The 17,657-nt window shown below is 39.9% G+C and carries 11 protein-coding genes and 4 tRNA genes; 7 read left to right on the top strand and 8 right to left on the bottom strand.

The genetic code is table 11. The features are described from left to right. Positions 1 to 131 precede the first annotated feature (131 nt). From HMPREF3263_RS08830 to HMPREF3263_RS08845, 4 genes are all read right to left on the bottom strand, one after another. Positions 132 to 207 (bottom strand) — tRNA-Thr (locus HMPREF3263_RS08830). A 3-nt stretch (positions 208 to 210) separates the two neighbouring features. Beyond that, positions 211 to 285, bottom strand: a tRNA-Gly gene (locus HMPREF3263_RS08835). 41 nt (positions 286 to 326) lie between these two features. Further along, positions 327 to 411 (bottom strand) — tRNA-Tyr (locus HMPREF3263_RS08840). A 30-nt stretch (positions 412 to 441) separates the two neighbouring features. Further along, positions 442 to 517, bottom strand: a tRNA-Thr gene (locus HMPREF3263_RS08845). Positions 518 to 730: 213 nt separating this feature from the next. Between HMPREF3263_RS08845 and coaA the strand changes: the two genes are divergently transcribed. Beyond that, on the top strand, positions 731 to 1,666 hold the full coding sequence (gene coaA / locus HMPREF3263_RS08850; protein WP_049365043.1) for a type I pantothenate kinase: 936 nt from the start codon (positions 731 to 733) through the stop codon (positions 1,664 to 1,666). A gap of 39 nt (positions 1,667 to 1,705) precedes the next feature. Here the strand turns inward: coaA and HMPREF3263_RS08855 are convergent, their stop codons facing one another. The 4 genes from HMPREF3263_RS08855 to gyrB all read right to left on the bottom strand — a co-directional run bounded on the left by HMPREF3263_RS08855 (position 1,706) and on the right by gyrB (position 10,088). Further along, positions 1,706 to 3,364 carry an ABC transporter ATP-binding protein gene (locus HMPREF3263_RS08855; RefSeq protein WP_005697033.1) on the bottom strand — a complete coding sequence of 553 codons (1,659 nt, stop codon included), beginning with the start codon at positions 3,362 to 3,364 and terminating at the stop codon, positions 1,706 to 1,708. After that, positions 3,357 to 5,102, bottom strand: coding sequence for an ABC transporter ATP-binding protein/permease (locus HMPREF3263_RS08860; RefSeq protein ID WP_005697031.1), 1,746 nt, complete (start codon positions 5,100 to 5,102; stop codon positions 3,357 to 3,359). Before HMPREF3263_RS08860 ends, HMPREF3263_RS08855 begins: the two co-directional genes overlap by 8 nt. 70 nt (positions 5,103 to 5,172) lie before the next feature. Next, positions 5,173 to 7,497, bottom strand: a complete 2,325-nt coding sequence (locus tag HMPREF3263_RS08865) for a TonB-dependent hemoglobin/transferrin/lactoferrin family receptor (protein ID WP_005699333.1) — start codon at positions 7,495 to 7,497, stop codon at positions 5,173 to 5,175. A 164-nt stretch (positions 7,498 to 7,661) separates the two neighbouring features. Further along, the gene (gene gyrB / locus HMPREF3263_RS08870; protein ID WP_005697983.1) at positions 7,662 to 10,088 is read right to left on the bottom strand and encodes a DNA topoisomerase (ATP-hydrolyzing) subunit B; all 2,427 of its coding nucleotides are present in this window, start codon (positions 10,086 to 10,088) and stop codon (positions 7,662 to 7,664) included. 191 nt (positions 10,089 to 10,279) lie between these two features. On the opposite strand from gyrB, the gene HMPREF3263_RS08875 reads away from it, so the two are divergent. The 6 genes from HMPREF3263_RS08875 (at position 10,280) to HMPREF3263_RS08900 (ending at position 17,621) form a co-directional block, all read left to right on the top strand. Further along, the gene (locus HMPREF3263_RS08875; RefSeq protein ID WP_005697989.1) at positions 10,280 to 11,632 is read left to right on the top strand and encodes an MFS transporter; all 1,353 of its coding nucleotides are present in this window, start codon (positions 10,280 to 10,282) and stop codon (positions 11,630 to 11,632) included. Between the two features lie 390 nt (positions 11,633 to 12,022). Beyond that, positions 12,023 to 13,171 carry a hydrogenase 2 small subunit gene (gene hybO, locus HMPREF3263_RS08880; protein WP_005697985.1) on the top strand — a complete coding sequence of 383 codons (1,149 nt, stop codon included), beginning with the start codon at positions 12,023 to 12,025 and terminating at the stop codon, positions 13,169 to 13,171. A gap of 2 nt (positions 13,172 to 13,173) precedes the next feature. After that, positions 13,174 to 14,214: a hydrogenase 2 operon protein HybA gene (gene hybA / locus HMPREF3263_RS08885; RefSeq protein WP_005697958.1), complete on the top strand. Its 1,041-nt coding sequence runs from the start codon at positions 13,174 to 13,176 to the stop codon at positions 14,212 to 14,214. Continuing rightward, entirely contained in the window at positions 14,207 to 15,433 is a 1,227-nt protein-coding gene (hybB, locus tag HMPREF3263_RS08890) for a Ni/Fe-hydrogenase cytochrome b subunit (protein WP_005697964.1), read from the top strand. Before hybA ends, hybB begins: the two co-directional genes overlap by 8 nt. Further along, positions 15,433 to 17,142 carry a hydrogenase 2 large subunit gene (gene hybC, locus HMPREF3263_RS08895; protein WP_005697948.1) on the top strand — a complete coding sequence of 570 codons (1,710 nt, stop codon included), beginning with the start codon at positions 15,433 to 15,435 and terminating at the stop codon, positions 17,140 to 17,142. Before hybB ends, hybC begins: the two co-directional genes overlap by 1 nt. Further along, the gene (locus HMPREF3263_RS08900) at positions 17,142 to 17,621 is read left to right on the top strand and encodes a HyaD/HybD family hydrogenase maturation endopeptidase (protein ID WP_005697959.1); all 480 of its coding nucleotides are present in this window, start codon (positions 17,142 to 17,144) and stop codon (positions 17,619 to 17,621) included. Before hybC ends, HMPREF3263_RS08900 begins: the two co-directional genes overlap by 1 nt. Positions 17,622 to 17,657 lie beyond the last annotated feature (36 nt).

Consider the following 17,657-nt stretch of genomic DNA (forward strand, 5'->3'; position numbering starts at 1 on the left):
TTGTACGTTCAAATTTTTCTTTAGACATTTAAAGAGTCCCTCTAAATAGACACGGTTATCGATGGGTAAATTAAACCACATTAACCAATAAAATCATTACTACTTAATAAGGAGAGAGGAATTTGGAAGGCTGGTGCTGATAGGCGGATTTGAACCGCCGACCTCACCCTTACCAAGGGTGCGCTCTACCAACTGAGCTATATCAGCGTTTGGAGCGGGCAGCGGGAATCGAACCCGCATCATTAGCTTGGAAGGCTAAGGTAATAGCCATTATACGATGCCCGCAGTCCTAAATTCATCTGTCCCATCAGAATTCATTTAGAAAATGGTGGAGGGAGAAGGATTCGAACCTTCGAAGGCTGAGCCAACAGATTTACAGTCTGCCCCCTTTGGCCGCTCGGGAACCCCTCCACACTAAATGAATACTTGTTTACCAAAGGATGGTGCCGACTACCGGAATCGAACTGGTGACCTACTGATTACAAGTCAGTTGCTCTACCTACTGAGCTAAGTCGGCGTGTTGTAAGCAAGTGAGGCGTATTATATGGAAAATTTTATGCCTGACAAGTTTTTTTTATGAAAAATACGTTTTTTTTAACTATTCGCCTAATTTACAAGCAAAAAGCCACATTCTTGTTTTAAAACTCACCAATTTTAATAAAAAACGATGATCACAACTCATTTATAGGGTATATTTTGTCCAATTTTTTCACTCTAGATATAAAGCACCGTGGAAATTACCGAACAACTCACCCCCTTTCTGAACTTTAGTCGTCAGCAATGGGCCGAATTAAGAAAATCTGTTCCGCTAAAATTAACGGAGCAAGATCTCAAACCGCTTTTAGGTTTTAATGAAGAGCTTTCTCTTGATGAAGTCAGCACCATTTATCTGCCGCTTGCACGTCTGATTAACTACTATATTGATGAAAACCTTCGCCGCCAAACGGTTTTAAATCGTTTTCTTGGCGGACAAAGCCCTAAAGTCCCTTACATCATTAGTATCGCGGGTAGTGTGGCTGTTGGGAAAAGTACATCGGCACGTATTTTGCAATCGTTGCTAACCCACTGGCCTACCGAACGAAAAGTTGATCTGATTACTACCGATGGTTTCCTGTATCCATTAGAAAAACTAAAAAAAGACGATTTGCTACAAAAAAAAGGCTTTCCTATTTCTTATGATACGGCGAAATTAATTCGTTTTTTAGCTGATATCAAATCAGGTAAGCCATCAGTGAAATCGCCTATTTATTCTCATCTGACTTACGATATTGTTCCTGATAAGTTCGATATTGTCGATCAACCGGATATTTTAATTTTGGAAGGGTTAAACGTTCTCCAAACGGGTTCAAATAAAGCAAATCAAACCTTCGTGTCTGATTTTGTGGATTTCTCCATTTACGTTGATGCAGACGAGAATTTACTCAAAGAATGGTACATCAAGCGATTCTTAAAATTCCGTCAAAGTGCTTTCACTAATCCGGATTCCTATTTTAAACATTATGCCAATCTCTCTAAGCAAGAAGCCATTGAAACGGCCAGCAACATTTGGGATAACATTAATGGATTGAATTTAAAACAAAACATTCTGCCGACTCGTGAGCGCGCCAATCTGATTCTTAGAAAAGGTGAAAATCACGAAGTTGAATTAGTGAAATTAAGAAAATAAAAAAGAGCGGTCAATTTGACCGCTCTTTTTCTCACTGCCTTACGATATTCTTCCATTCTCAATGCCAATCACCTGATCGCAAATCGCCATGGTAGATTGACGATGACTCACGAGAATAATCAATTTTTCTGCTTTCACGTTCAACAATGATTTCAAAATCATCGCTTCGTTTAAGCTATCCAAATTACTGGTCGGTTCATCGAGTAAAATAATCGGTGCGTTGTGTAGGAATGCACGAGCAATACCGATACGCTGTTTTTCACCATCAGAGAGGTTACCGCCTAATTCCGTCATTTTCGTTTGATAGCCTTCTGGCAAGCTTAAAATGAAATCATGAATTGACGCTTTCTTCGCAGCTTCCATAATTTCTTCTAACCTGGCATCACGGCGCGCAAGGCGAATATTTTCCTCGATGGTTTCGTTGAAAATATAGGTTTGCTGAGTAATGTACGCCATATTGTCTCGTAAACTACGGGTGTTGATATTCGGTAAAGTTTCACCGTTAATTTTAATGCTGCCTGATTTAGGATCGTAAAAACGCATCAGCAGTTTTAACAGGGTACTTTTACCACTGCCGCTTCTGCCATGAATCCCTAAGATTTCACCTTTTTTCACAGATAAGCTAACATCCGATAAAATTTGTTCTTCGCCGTAAGCAAAGTTGACGTTCTCTACATCAATGCGAGAAACCTCTTTCAAATCGACCGCACTTTCTACGTCTTTTAATTCGGGTTCTTCTGCTAGCAAGCTCAATACACGCTCACCTGAAGCCAAGGTTTGTAACAAGTTACTTGAAAGGTTACTTAATGCAATAACTGGCCCATAGCTCGACATCAATAAAATCACGCCAATTAAAAAGGCAGAAAAATCAATCTTATCTAGGCTAAACAAAATCAAGCCAGTGAATAACATAATAATGTTAAACGCTGATACTGCTACTTCCGTATAAACACGCACTTTGCCTTCTTGGTCTTTAATGCGTTCAAAAGCCATATCAATTTTTTGGCTGCGTTGTTGAATTTCATCTAAACGTAGTTTCGCGTAACCGAAAAGTTGAATTTCTTTCATACCTCGTATACTGTCGAGGAAGAAGTCATTCATTTCGCCTACTAATTCACGATAGCGTCTGCCATCTTCACGCGCCAATTTGGTGGTGATAATTGGTAGAATCACACCTACCGTTAAATAAGCGGCTAATGCTACAACCACAAACCAACCTGAAAGATGAGCGAAGACCAACAATAAAATCGCAGAAGTAAAAAATGCGATCATAATTGGTGCAATGGTGTGCGCATAGAACACTTCGAGCAATTCGATATCATTAGTTACCAAGGACACTAATTGCCCCGCTTGTTTGTCTTGCAATTTCACAAAAGCCAAACGGCGTAAGGAAGAAAATACTTTATCGCGCAATAATGCCAATAATTTAAAAGCAATATAGTGCCCTGACATTTGCTCTAAATAACGCAATGCGCCACGAGCCACCGCTAACACGATAAGTGCGGTCAAAATTCCAGAAAAACTTAAATGGGTGTCAAAGTTTAATAAATTCACTAACCCCATCGCCCCAAGCACCATAATAAAGATGGCAGCCAGGAAACCGAGCGTTCCCATGGTGATAGTAAACGCCATGATATGCGCCAGTGGGGTCACTAATTTCAACAAGTGCCCCATTACAACAAAACCATTTTTACGCATTTGCCACCTCTCTAATTTGTTCTAAATCTTTTTGTTGTTGGAACATTCCAGCATATGCACCTTGTTTTGCCATGAGTTCTTCATGCGTGCCTTGCTCAATCAATTTACCTTGTTCAAGCACATTTATGCAGTCTGCATTCACGGCATTGGCCAAGCGGTGAGAAATCATCACAATCGTTTTTTGTTGTTTAAATTGCTGAATGAACTGCAAAATAATTTCTTCGCTCTCTACATCAATGTTACTGGTTGCTTCATCAAAAATATAAAGCGCCGCATTGTGTAATAAAGCACGCGCTAGGGCTAAACGTTGGATTTGACCGCCAGATAAATTCGCACCACGACTTAATAACGGCATATCTAATCCACCATTATCTCGAACGAATTGCGCCAAATTGACTTGTTCTAAACACGCATAAATTTGCTCATCTGTGGCATCAACTTTAGCCATCGTCATATTTTCACGTAATGAGCCTTTAAATACATAACTGTTGTGGCTCACTAGAGAGACTTTTTCATAAAACGAATGACGATCAATCTCTTGAATTTCTTGACCATTGAGCAAAATCTTACCTTGTTGCGCCTTATTAAAGCCCATTAGCAACGAAACCAAAGTGGATTTACCACAACCACTTTTACCCACAAATACCGTAAGCTGATTTGGTAAGATGCTTAAATCTAAGCCTGTAATTGCTGGTTTCTCTTCGCTGTAAGCAAAATGCAAATCTTGAATATCCACCTGAATAGCATTTTTCGCTGCAAAATCAACTGCTTGCGTTTGAGTTTCCACTGGCGTATCTAACAATGTAAAAATCTTGTCTGATGCTGCTTTACCATTCATCGCCACATGGAAGAAAGAGCCCAATAACCGAAGCGGAATGAAGAATTCAGAAGAAAGCAGAATAAATAAAATGACACCTAATACGGTTAATTGATCCGCTTGGAATTGCAACAAAGCCGTTAAAATCCCGATTGCTGCACCACCGTAAGCAAGTAAATCCATCAGTGATACCGAGTTAAGCTGCATGGTAAGTACTTTCATAGTGATTTTGCGGAAATGTTCTGCTTCTTCATCCATTGCTTTCGCTTTATAAGCATCATCTTGATAGATTTTCAGCGTAATTAAACCTTGTAGGTTATCTAAGAAACTGCTGCCTAATCCCACATAAATGGACCAATATTTTGCCAAGAGTTTTTTCGCGATTTTATTCACCGCAATAATCGACATTGGAATGAGTGGCACACAAATCAACAAGATTAAGGCTGTTTTAAAGCTGAAAAAGATCAGAAAAGCGAAGAGTGTGAGCGGGGCAAGTAAGCTATAAAAAAGCTGAGGCAAATAACGTCCAAAGTAGATTTCAAGCTGCTCCACACCTTCTGAGGCCACTTGGATAATGTTTGACGTAGATTGTTGATTCACTTGGTTAAGTGTCATGGAAGCCAATTTACGATAAATAAGGCTACGCAGTTCGTGTTTTACTTTCGTACTGGCAAAATAAGAGGCCTGCACCGATTTTTTACCCGCAAAGGCACGCAATGCCAAAGCAGCAATTAAAACAATGCCCAAAATGACCGCACTTAATGGGCCCAACTCGTTAAAATAAGCCGCCTGTAAAATATAAGAAAACACGACGGCACTGATAATCCCGCCAATTAACGCCACCCAATTCCATAACACCGTGATGCCAATCCATTTTTTACTGTCGGCCACCGTGTTAATTAGGCGTTTATCTATCATCATAATGATTGCTCCTAAAACGAAAAGAAGTACGCACATTACTATGCGTACTTTGCTATAAAAAATTTAATAATTAAAAACGAATTTCAACAGATGCTGAGAAGTTTCGACCAGGTGCGTAGAAACGTTCAAGGCCTTTACCTTCTCTGTCCACTGTATTCGTCGTGCTGTTAGCATTAATCCCGCGTAACGCATCCCAATTGTGATACTTACGATTGAAGATATTATAAATGCCTGCTCTTAATGTAATGTTATCTGTTGGATTGTAATAACCAAATGCATCAGCAACAAATGCTGCTTTATTCAAATATTTATAACTAACAATTTCTTGTTTGAAATCAAATTCTTTACAAATATTTGTACCAAACCAATCATCAAATTCTTCACGCACACAATAACGTTTATTTTCAATTGTTTTAGCATCTCTTGCTTTTTTTGCCCCTAAATAAGTGAAGCGAGTAAAAATTCCCCACTTACCATTTGGATCTTCATAATCCAAACCTAACACAGCTTTTATAGGTTGAACAGATAATAAACTAGACCCATTAGAAAGTTTACCTTTACTATATCCAAGCGCACCATAGAATTTGAAACCATTTGGAACTGAATTAATAATATTATGAAGATCTAGATGTGTTTTTACTTCTATTCCTGTGACTTTTGCGCGATCAACATTCACCATTTGTTGCTCTAAACTTTGAAATTTTTGACCAAAGCTTAAAGTAGTAATTACACTTTCTTGCTCAAATAAGAAATGACGATAACGAGATTGATATAAATTAATATCAAATACACCCATATTATTTTTAGCTTGAGCAAATAAAGTATGGTTTAAACTACGCTCAGCTTTTAAAGCGGGATTAGCACGCCATGAACCATAAGCATTTTTAAATGTAAAATACATTTCAGAAGCAGTAGGGATTCGATAGCCTGTAGAAAGTTGATAACCTAATTTCCATGTATCTGATACTTGAGCATTAATACCCGCAAATCCACTCCAATTAGCAAAGCTACTTTTAACTGGCTCATCACCTTCAAGGCAAGCTTTTGAGCATCGTGCATTAAACTCTTTTGGTGTTAATTTTGCATAATCATAACGAACACCTATCACAGATGAAAAGATCTCATTCCAACGAATATTATCTTTCAGAGAGATACCATATTGTTTTGTTTTAATCGGACGCTGAATAGTATAGAGATCAGAATATTCATAACTGCGACCAATCCCTGCTCTATCATAATTAATATTTTCAAACTCTCGTTCACTGATAAAGTTTGTTAACGTAAAGGTATGTTCCCCCAACAATTTAAATGGCTGACTTTCTAGTTCTATCGTAGCTCGTTTAAATGTTGTTTTCATTCGACGATCAAAAATTTCACTCAATTCCTTTTCATTGGTCTTCCAATGTCTATCACCTTTGTAATTTACTGCTGCTAGATCAGTTTTTTGATAATCTAAATTAAGTTTTGCAAAAGCTAACCAAGCAGAATCTGGAGCATAAATATAACTTACATTAAAATTATGACGTTTATTTTCATCATTAGCTTCTCGCCAACTTCCACCATATAACGCATAACTTCTTTCATCAGTATAACGTTCTCCTTTCTGCCCAGTAAATCCAAAGGCAATACGATGATGAGCGTTAATCTGATAACCTAATTTAACCAAATAGCTATTAAAACGATGACTTGATGGGTCTGGCATTTGACGAGATGATGAATCCTCAATGCTACCATCACCTCGACTTTTCATCTGATGTCCTGTGCGTTGAGAATAAGCTACAATAGCGTCAAATTTCTCTCCTACATATCCCACGGCGGCAGTTCTTACCCATTCACTATTTTTACTCGCATATCCGCCTCGAATAAGTCCACCAAATTTTTGTCCCTGTTTGACTATATCAGCAGCATCTAATGTTCGATAAGAAACCGTGCCACCTAATGCGCCACTACCTGAATTAAACGCATCTGCACCTCTGACAATATCTATTTCCCGAACCAATTCTGAATCAACAAATAAGCGTGAATTATTGAAATTACCATAGCGCGCATATAAGCTGTTTTCTTCACTATCTGGTAAATTTACTCCATCTACACTAATACCAACTCGGTTTCCTTCCACTCCACGAATAGAAAACCCTTTTAGGAATCGTCCATTATCGCTAATCCCAACATCTGTGGTATAACGCACAAGATCTCGAGTATCTCTCACTAACTCTTTTTGGAGAGTTGATGCAGTTTTATGTTCAACAGCTGACTGCGTTTGTCGCTCTGCACTCAGCTCACCTTCAACATTAATCGTCTCTAATTGTTCTTCTGCAAAAGAAGATAGAGAAATGGATACCGTAGCAATAGGCAAAATTCCATAGGTCACTGCTAAAAATGTATTCTTTTTCATATTGTTATCCTTAAATAGCAAAACAGGTAGAATTATAAAAAAGAATAATAGGAAAAAATAGATAAAATTGAGAATTATTTTTATTTTTGTGATCTAATTCAAAAAAATACCGCACTCAGTTTCCCAAAGTGCGGTCATTTTTAATGATATTTTTGAGTGTTAGACTAAACGTCTAAGTTTGCTCTTAACGCATTCATTTCGATAAATTCACGGCGCGGTTCAACTTCATCTCCCATCAATGTGGTGAAGAGTTGGTCTGCTGCCACAGCATCTTTAATCGATACTTTTAACATACGGCGAGCATTTGGATCCATGGTGGTTTCCCAAAGTTGCTCAGCGTTCATTTCACCTAACCCTTTATAACGTTGGATTTCTAAGCCTCGACGTGATTCTTTCATCAACCATTCAACGGCTTGTTCAAATGACTGAACAGGTTGCGTTTTTTCACCACGAGTAACATAAGCGCCCTCTTCTAGTAAGCCATTCACCTGCTGACCAAATGCGGTAATCTTCGCAAATTCATTGCCCATCACAAAATCAAAGTTGATGAAGTAATCGGTATCAATACCATGTTTACGAACGGTAATGACGGCTTCATATACTTGGCGTTCGCTGTTAAATTGCGTTCTCGCTGAATATAAATGCGCTTCTGTTTCTTTTTCAGTTAAATACGCCACAAAAGAATTCGCCCAATTTTCGACCGCACTTTCATTACGCATTAACTCAACGGTTAATTGTGGTTGATAAACCAAACCTTGTAATAATGGCTCCGGATAGTAACGACTTAAGCGAGTAATTAATTTCTGAACATTGTTATATTCACTCACTAATTTCTCAAACACTAAATCATTCATTGCTGGTGCATTGGCACTGATATGCAACGCGGCACCATCTAACGCAAGCATTAACTCATATTGCACCATTTCGTCATTATCTTTGATATAACGTTCTTGTTTACCTTTTTTCACTTTATAAAGTGGTGGCTGAGCGATATACACATAACCACGCTCAATCAATTCTGGCATTTGACGATAGAAGAAGGTCAACAATAAAGTACGAATGTGTGAACCGTCCACGTCCGCATCGGTCATGATAATGATATGGTGATAACGTAATTTATCCGGATTATATTCATCGCGACCAATACCACAGCCAAGCGCAGTAATTAATGTGCCCACTTCTTGAGAAGAAAGCATTTTATCAAAACGTGCTTTTTCAACGTTAAGAATTTTACCTTTTAATGGCAGAATCGCTTGGGTTTTACGATCACGACCTGATTTTGCAGAGCCACCCGCAGAATCACCCTCCACGAGGTAAAGTTCTGAAAGAGCTGGGTCTTTTTCTTGGCAGTCTGCTAATTTACCCGGAAGGCCAGCAATATCCAATGCCCCTTTACGACGGGTCATTTCGCGGGCTTTACGAGCCGCTTCACGTGCTCGAGCTGCTGTAATAATTTGATTTACAATGATTTTTGCATCGGCTGGATTTTCTAATAAATATTCCTGCATACGCTCATTCATAGCAGATTCAACCGCACTTTTCACTTCAGAAGACACTAATTTGTCTTTTGTTTGTGAAGAGAATTTAGGGTCTGGCACTTTCACCGAAATAATCGCGACCAAACCTTCACGTGCATCGTCACCTGATGTGCTCACTTTCTCTTTTTTCAGTAACCCTTCGCTTTCCATATAGTTATTTAAGCTACGCGTTAATGCACCACGGAAACCGGCTAAGTGAGTACCACCATCTCGTTGTGGAATGTTGTTGGTAAAGCAATAAACGTTTTCATTTACGCCATCATTCCATTGCAATGCAACTTCCACGCCAATACCGTCTTTTTCTGCCGAAAAGTAGAATGGTTTTGGATGAATTGGATTTTTATTTTTATTTAAATATTCAACGAATGCTTGAATACCACCTTCATAATGGAAGTGATCTTCCGTGCCATCACGTTTGTCGATTAAACGAATCGATACGCCAGAGTTTAAGAATGAAAGCTCACGTAAGCGTTTTGCTAAAATTTTATAATCGAAGGTTGTAATTGCAAAGATTTCTGGACTTGGCCAGAAACGCACGGTTGTACCCGTCGCTTGAGTTTCACCAATAACGGTTAAAGGCCCTTGAGGCTCACCTAAGTGATAGAATTGCTCGTGCACATGGCCTTGACGACGAATAGTTAATTGCAATTTATCAGAAAGTGCATTTACTACCGAAACACCCACGCCGTGTAAACCACCTGATACTTTATAAGAGTTATCATCGAATTTACCGCCCGCATGAAGTACTGTCATGATTACTTCTGCTGCAGAAACACCTTCTTCTGGGTGGATATCTACCGGAATACCGCGGCCGTCATCTTGCACGGAAACAGAGTTGTCATCATGAATAGTGACGATAATATCGGAACAATAGCCGGCAAGCGCTTCATCAATCGCATTATCCACCACCTCAAACACCATATGGTGTAGGCCTGTTCCATCATCGGTATCCCCAATATACATGCCCGGACGTTTCCGAACCGCATCAAGCCCTTTTAAGACTTTAATACTTGATGCACCATAAGCATTTTCTGTAACCGGTGTTTCTGACATAGTTTTTCTCTATTTTGTAATGAAAATTGTGTGGAATTATAGCAAAAAACTGACTATTTTGCGAAATAAAAGTGCGGTCAAAGTGTGTGTTATTTTTTTTATTTGACATCTCGATTTTTCTCCTTATATTACCTACCTCATTTTTTGTATAGAAATGAGTTTTGTTGTATTAAAAATTAAAGGATCATCAAATGATTTCATTCCTAAAATCTAATCCAGGCACACCTATTCCTGATGCAGAAATTAGAGAACGCTATAATCGCTTAAGATGGCATGCATTATTTGGCATTTTTATCGGTTACGCAGCGTTCTACATTTTACGTAATAACTTCCTCCTTTCGTCTCCAGAATTAATTAGCGAGTTTGGTTTCACCAAAAAAGATATCGGTTTTATTTCTGGTACCATGTTAATTGTTTATGGTTTAAGTAAAGGTTTCATGTCTGCAATCGCAGATAAATCAAATCCGAAACACTTTATGATTTTCGGCTTAATGATGTCGGCCGCGGTAAACTTGATGATGGGCTTTAGCGCATCATTCTGGGCATTCTTATTCCTTTGTGTGCTTAATGGTATCTTCCAAGGGATGGGAGCGGGTCCAGCTTACATCGTACTTGCAAGCTGGTTCCCACGTAAATCTCGTGGTGTAACAACCGCTATCTTCAATATCTCTCACAACGTAGGTGGTGGTTTAGTTGCACCAATTGCGGGCGCTAGTATCGCTTGGTTAGGTCAAGAGCATTGGCAAGCTGCACACTTTGTTGTACCTGTAGCAATTGCTACTATTGTTGCGATTATTTTCTACATCTTCGGTGCGGGTCGTACTTACAATGAAGGCTTACCACCCGTTGGAAAAATTCTTGAAAGTGAGAATGAAGAATTAGTTGTCACAAAAGAAGAAAATGTAAATTTAACCACATGGGAAATCTTCCGTGATTACATTATGAAAGACATTAATGTGTGGTTTGTTTCTTTTATCGACGTATTCACTTATATGATCCGTTTTGGTGTATTAACCTGGTTACCACTTTATTTGTTAGAAACTAAAGGTTTCACTAAAGCTCAAATGGGTACGGCCTTTGCTATCTTTGAATGGGCAGCAATTCCTTCTACACTATTAGCCGGTTGGTTAACTGATACTTATTTCAAAGGTCGCCGCATGCCACTTGCTATCATCACCTTATTCGGTGTGGGCGCAGCAATGTTCATTTACTGGGGCGGTAGTGACTTATTAACCGTAACCATTGGTGCAGGTATTATTGGATGCTTAATTTATGTGCCAATGTTCTTATCTTCACTTCAAACTATTGAACTCGTACCTTCTTTCGCGGCAGGTTCTGCAACTGGCTTACGTGGTTTATTAAGTTATATCTTAGGTAGTTTCTCTGGTACTGCATTATTTGGTATTTTGGCTGATAAATTCGGCTGGGATGCGGGCTTCTACCTCTTATTATTCGCTGTAGCAGGCTGTATTTTCTGTTGCTATATGACACATTTAGGTGTATTACGCTTAGAACGTAAAAAATCACAAACAGCTAATAACTAATCTATCCAAATGGGCAAAATAGAATAATCTTTGTTGCCCATTTTTCTCACTTCAACAAGATTAATTTTGGTCAATGTTTAAAAAGATTTTTAATCCAAAGTTTGAATATAAACGATAAAGCATATCTTCACACTTGGTTATTTCTCTTTTAGGGTAACAAAAGCATTTCTTTTAATTGAAAAATATAACGTGCAATAACATATGCTTCAAGTGAAGAAAGCCACAATAAATAACAATCATTCTCAATAATCAAAATAAAAACAATCACTTACCCTCTTATTTTGTAAGGAAAATAAGGGTGTTTTTGATTCTGATCAAATAAAGTTCATCCATCAAGGCATATCATAGCTAGATTAACCATACAAGTAACGTGCCAATTGGAGTGATTATATGCAACGAAGTGATGGATTATTTTCTGCTTTAGCAGAAGTTTCCCGTCGGGATTTTATGAAGTTATGTACCGCACTTGCGGCGACTATGGGGTTAAGTTCAAAAGCGGGTGCCGAAATGACCGCTGCTTTAACCGAACCTAAACGTCCACCAGTATTATGGATTGGTGCGCAAGAATGTACGGGTTGTACTGAATCCTTACTACGTGCGACCCACCCAACAGTAGAAAACTTGGTATTGGAAATGATTTCCTTAGAATACCACGAAACCCTTTCTGCAGCCTTCGGGGAACAAGCTGAAGATAATAAACACAATGCAATTAAACAATATTATGGAAAATATGTTTTAGTCGTAGATGGATCTATTCCGGTAAAAGACGGCGGCGTCTATTGTATGGTAGCAGGTAAACCGATTGTAGAGCACATCCAAGAAGCAGCTAAAGGTGCTGCAGCGATTATTGCAATCGGTTCTTGTGCAGCATGGGGCGGCGTACCTTCTAGCGGTGGCAACCCAACTGGTGCAAGCAGCTTGTCTGAAGTATTACCAAAAGGTACCCCAGTGATTAATATTCCAGGTTGTCCACCAAATCCACACAACTTCCTTGCAACTGTCGCTTATATTCTTACTTATAAGAAACTACCGGCAATGGACAAATTAAATCGTCCATTATTCGCCTACGATCGCTTAATTCACGAAAACTGCTATCGTCGTCCGCACTTTGATGCTGGTCGCTTCGCTAAAGAATACGGTGATTATGGTCACCGCAACGGTTGGTGTTTGTATCATCTTGGTTGTAAAGGACCTGAAACTTACGGCAACTGCTCTACTTTAGAATTCTGTGATGTCGGCGGTAATAACTGGCCGGTCGGTATCGGACATCCTTGCTATGGTTGTAATGAAAAAGGCGTCGGCTTTACCAAAGGTATTTTCCAATTAGCAGGTGTCGAAAACCCAACACCACGCGTTGAAAAACCAGATGTCAACAACACTGAAGGTTCAGGTGCAACCATGACGGCTATTGGTTTATTAGGCGGTGCAGCTGCAATCTTAGCTGGTGTGAGTGTTGTAACCTTACGCGAATTAAGCGCTCAACATAAAGCCCGTTCTGAAGCTAAAGCCGCAGAAAAAGAACAACATACAGGTAAATAACAATGGATAGACGAAAATTTCTAAAAGCGGGTATGCTTGGCGGAATCGCATCTACTTTGCCTGTGCCAAATGTACAGGCATCAGAAGCGGTTGAGCCTATTCCCGGCGCACTAGGAATGCTTTACGACTCTACCCTTTGTGTAGGTTGTCAAGCATGCGTGGCTGAATGTCAAAACGTAAACCATACACCAGTAAATCCGAAAGGTGATCAAACTTGGTCAAATAACGATAAACTCACTCCATTTACTCGTAACATTATTCAAGTATGGAGTGATGGCGACGGCACAAATAAAGACAAAACAGAAAACGGCTATGCTTATGTGAAAAAACAATGTATGCATTGCGTTGATCCTAACTGCGTTGCCGTTTGCCCTGTTCAAGCACTTACCAAAGATCCCAAAACCGGTATCGTAAAATACGATCCGGATATTTGTACCGGTTGCCGTTATTGTATGGTGGGTTGTCCATTTGATGTACCAAAATACGACTACGACAATCCATTCGGTGAAATCAGCAAATGTGAACTCTGTAACCAAAAAGGCGTTGAACGCTTAGATAAAGGTGAATTACCTGGTTGCTGTCATGTTTGTCCGACTGGTGCCATTATTTTTGGTACACGTGAAGAATTATTGGCGGAAGCAAAACGTCGTTTAAGCTTATTACGTGGTACTGAATATGATTACCCACGTCAACACGTCAATAGCACAGATAAATACCGTGCAACCGTGCCGGCATATCAATATCATATCTACGGTGAAAAAGAAGGTGGTGGTACACAGGTGCTTGCCTTAAGTGGTGTACCTTTTGCTAACCTTGGTTTACCAGACTTAGATGAAATCGCGACAGGTTCTCGTGCGGCGCATTTACAACACTTCTTGTATCGCGGTTTAGCATTGCCATTAGTCGCACTGGCTGGTTTAACCTTTATGACTTACAAAAATATGCATGGCGATAAAATCGCTGAGCGTATTGCAGCACAAAAAGAAGCCATGCGTCAGGCACGCAAGGAAATCGAAGAAGCGGAGGATGAGCATCATGAGTAATCCACGTCCGGTAGGCGGTCGCCTTGTTTCTGCCGCAATTCTCTTTTTTGCACCACTTGCCGTGCTTTGCGTTTTATTAATTTTAAAACGTTTGGTTTTCGGTATTGGTTCCGTTACCGCACTTAATGGCGGTTATCCTTGGGGTTTATGGATTGCCTTTGACTTACTTGTCGGTACAGGATTTGCCTGTGGCGGTTGGGCGTTAGCTTGGACCGTGTATATTTTCAATAAAGGGAAGTATCACGCTCTTGTTCGCCCTGCATTGCTTGCAAGTTTATTCGGCTATTCCCTTGGTGGTTTATCTATTACCATTGATATGGGACGTTATTGGCATTTACCATATTTCTACATTCCAGGTCAGTTCAACACGAATTCCGTTCTATTTGAAACGGCATTTTGTATGACGGTGTACATCATCGTGGTAACCCTAGAATTTGCCCCGGTATGGCTTGGTTTCTTCGGCTTGAAAAAATGGTTTAATAAACTGAACAAAATCATGTTTTTCATTATTGCCTTGGGTGCCTTGTTACCAATGATGCACCAATCTTCAATGGGTTCCTTGATGATTGTGGCTGGTCACAAAGTCCATCCGGTATGGCAAAGCTATGAAGTGCTACCAATTCTCTCCTTGCTGACTGCTTTCATTATGGGCTTCTCTATTGTGATTTTTGAGGGTTCTTTAGTTAAAGCGGGTCTTGCAGGAAAAACACCAGATGAACGTCATTTATTTACTCAATTAGCACGCGTTACCGCAGGATTAATTTTCTGTTTCTTAGCGGTGCGTTTTGGTGAGTTGATTTATCACGACAAACTGCAAATGGTTGTGGGTTTCGATAAATTAACTAAATTTGAAGCATGGATGTTCTGGATGGAAGTCTGGTTGATGGTATTACCATTACTAACCCTCTTCCTTGGGGAGAAAAAATCAGATTCCCGTTGGTTATTTATTTCGGCATTAAGCATGTTACTCGGTGCAGCATTATGGCGTATGAACTACTCGCTTATCATGTATAATCCGGGCAATGGCTATCAATATTTCCCATCTGCGGAAGAATTGCTTATTTCAATCGGTTTCGTTTCGATTGAAGTATGTGCCTATATTTTAATCATTCGTTTATTCCCTGTATTACCGGTATTTAAAGAAAAACATACCGAAGACTCAGAAAAAATTATTGCCGAAAAAGCGGCGTTCAGCAAAAAAGTTAGCGGAGCAGAATAATGTCAGAAAAAAAACGTATCTCAATTGACCCAATTACCCGTATTGAGGGTCATTTACGTATTGATTGCGAAATTGAAAACGGTGTTGTCACCAATGCTTGGTCCTCTGGTACCATGTGGCGCGGTATGGAAAATATCGTAAAAGGTGCCGATCCACGTGATGCATGGATGATTATGCAACGTATTTGTGGCGTATGTACCACTGTACACGCAATTATCAGCGTACGTGCTGTAGAAGATGCTATCGGTGCTAAAGTCCCCGTCAATGCACAGTACATTCGTAACATGATTCTTGCTGCACACAGCATTCACGACCATATCGTGCATTTCTATCAACTCTCTGCAATGGACTGGGTTGATATTACCGCTGCGCTAAAAGCTGATCCTGAGAAAGCGGCAGATATGCTAAAGGGTGTCTCTACATGGTCATTAAATAGCGCTAACGAATTCCGCAACGTACAGAAAAAAATCCAAGCATTAGTGGATAGTGGACAACTTGGTATTTTCGCTAACGGTTACTTCGGTCATGCTGCAATGAAACTTCCACCAGAAGTAAACCTCATTGCCGTCGCGCACTATTTGCAAGCCCTTGAATGTCAACGTGATGCTAACCGCGTGGTGGCATTGCTCGGTAGTAAAACACCACATATTCAAAACTTGGCGATTGGTGGCGTAGCAAACCCAATTAACTTAGATTCCCAAGCGGTACTAAACCAAGAACGCCTCATGTTCGTGAAAGCTTGTATCGATCGCTTAACTGACTTCATTAACCAAGTGTATAAAGTAGATGCGGCAGTATTTGCGGCTTACTATCCTGAATGGTTAAGCTTAGGTAAAACATCGGGTAACTACTTATCTGTGCCTGAATACCCAATTGATGCAGATAACGCTAAATTCATGTTAAAAGGTGGTTATATCGAAAACGGCGATTTATCCACTTTCCGTGCAATCGACCAACAAAAAGATGAGTTCGTTGTAAAAGGAATTAAAGAAAGTGGTAAACACGCTTGGTACGAAGATGATGAACCATTAGAACCTTGGGCAGGCTTAACTCGTCCGAAATATACCGGCTGGCAAGATGACGGTAAATACTCTTGGGTAAAAGCACCAACCTTCTACGGTAAAGTCGTTGAAGTGGGTCCTCTTGCTTATTTAATGTGTGGTTTGGCTGCTAATGACACACCAACTGTCAACCACTTCAATGAATTAAAAGGCATTTATGAAAAATTGACCGGTAACACGTTAACCACCGATCAATTACATTCTACCCTTGGACGTATTATCGGCCGTACCGTGCATTGCTGTGCGATCAACGATATTTTAAGTGCTCAATGGCAAATGCTCATTGATAATATTGCTAAAGGCGATATGACGGCTTACATCAAAACTGATATTCCAGCAAACGGTGAGTTCCTCGGTGTTGGTTTCGGTGAAGTACCACGTGGTATGCTTTCTCACTGGGTTGTGATCAAAGATGGTCGCATTGAAAACTACCAAGCAGTTGTACCATCTACATGGAATGCAGGTCCACGTAACGAACAAGACCAAATGGGTCCTTATGAGCTTTCCATTATTGGTACACCGGTGGCAGATCCAACTAAACCGTTAGAAGTGGTTAGAACTATTCACTCATTCGACCCTTGTATGTCCTGTGCTGTGCACGTCGTTAATACCGAAAACGGCGAAGTGACTGAAGTGAAGGTGTTGTAATGAAGCCGTTAATTCTTGGCGTTGGCAATATTTTGTTAAGTGATGAAGGTGTCGGTGTGCGTGTTGTGCAGGAGCTTGAAAAACGTCCTGAAATTCAACCGCACTTTGACATCATCGATGGTGGTACTTGTGGCATGGAATTACTGGATGCGATGGCAAATCGTGAGCATTTGATTATTGTCGATGCCGTGCTTGCTAACAAACAGCCGGGTGAGATTGTCGTGTTACATGACGAACAAGTGCCTACCTTTTTCTCTCGCAAAATTTCGCCACACCAACTCGGCATTTGTGATGTACTTTCTGCAATGAAATTAACGGATGAATTCCCAAAACACCTTTGCCTTATCGGCATCCAACCAGAATCGCTAGAATCTGGAATTGGTTTGACAGAAACAATACAAAACATGTTGCCAAAGTTTTTTGAAACGTTAAATCAAGTCATTAAGGAATACGGCTTAAATCTAGACTCCCCTCTTTAGAAAAGAGGGGCTGGGGGAGATTTGACTTAATTAATC

The sequence above is a fragment of the Haemophilus sp. HMSC61B11 genome, assembly GCF_001838615.1.
Taxonomy (GTDB): domain Bacteria; phylum Pseudomonadota; class Gammaproteobacteria; order Enterobacterales; family Pasteurellaceae; genus Haemophilus_D; species Haemophilus_D parainfluenzae_AD.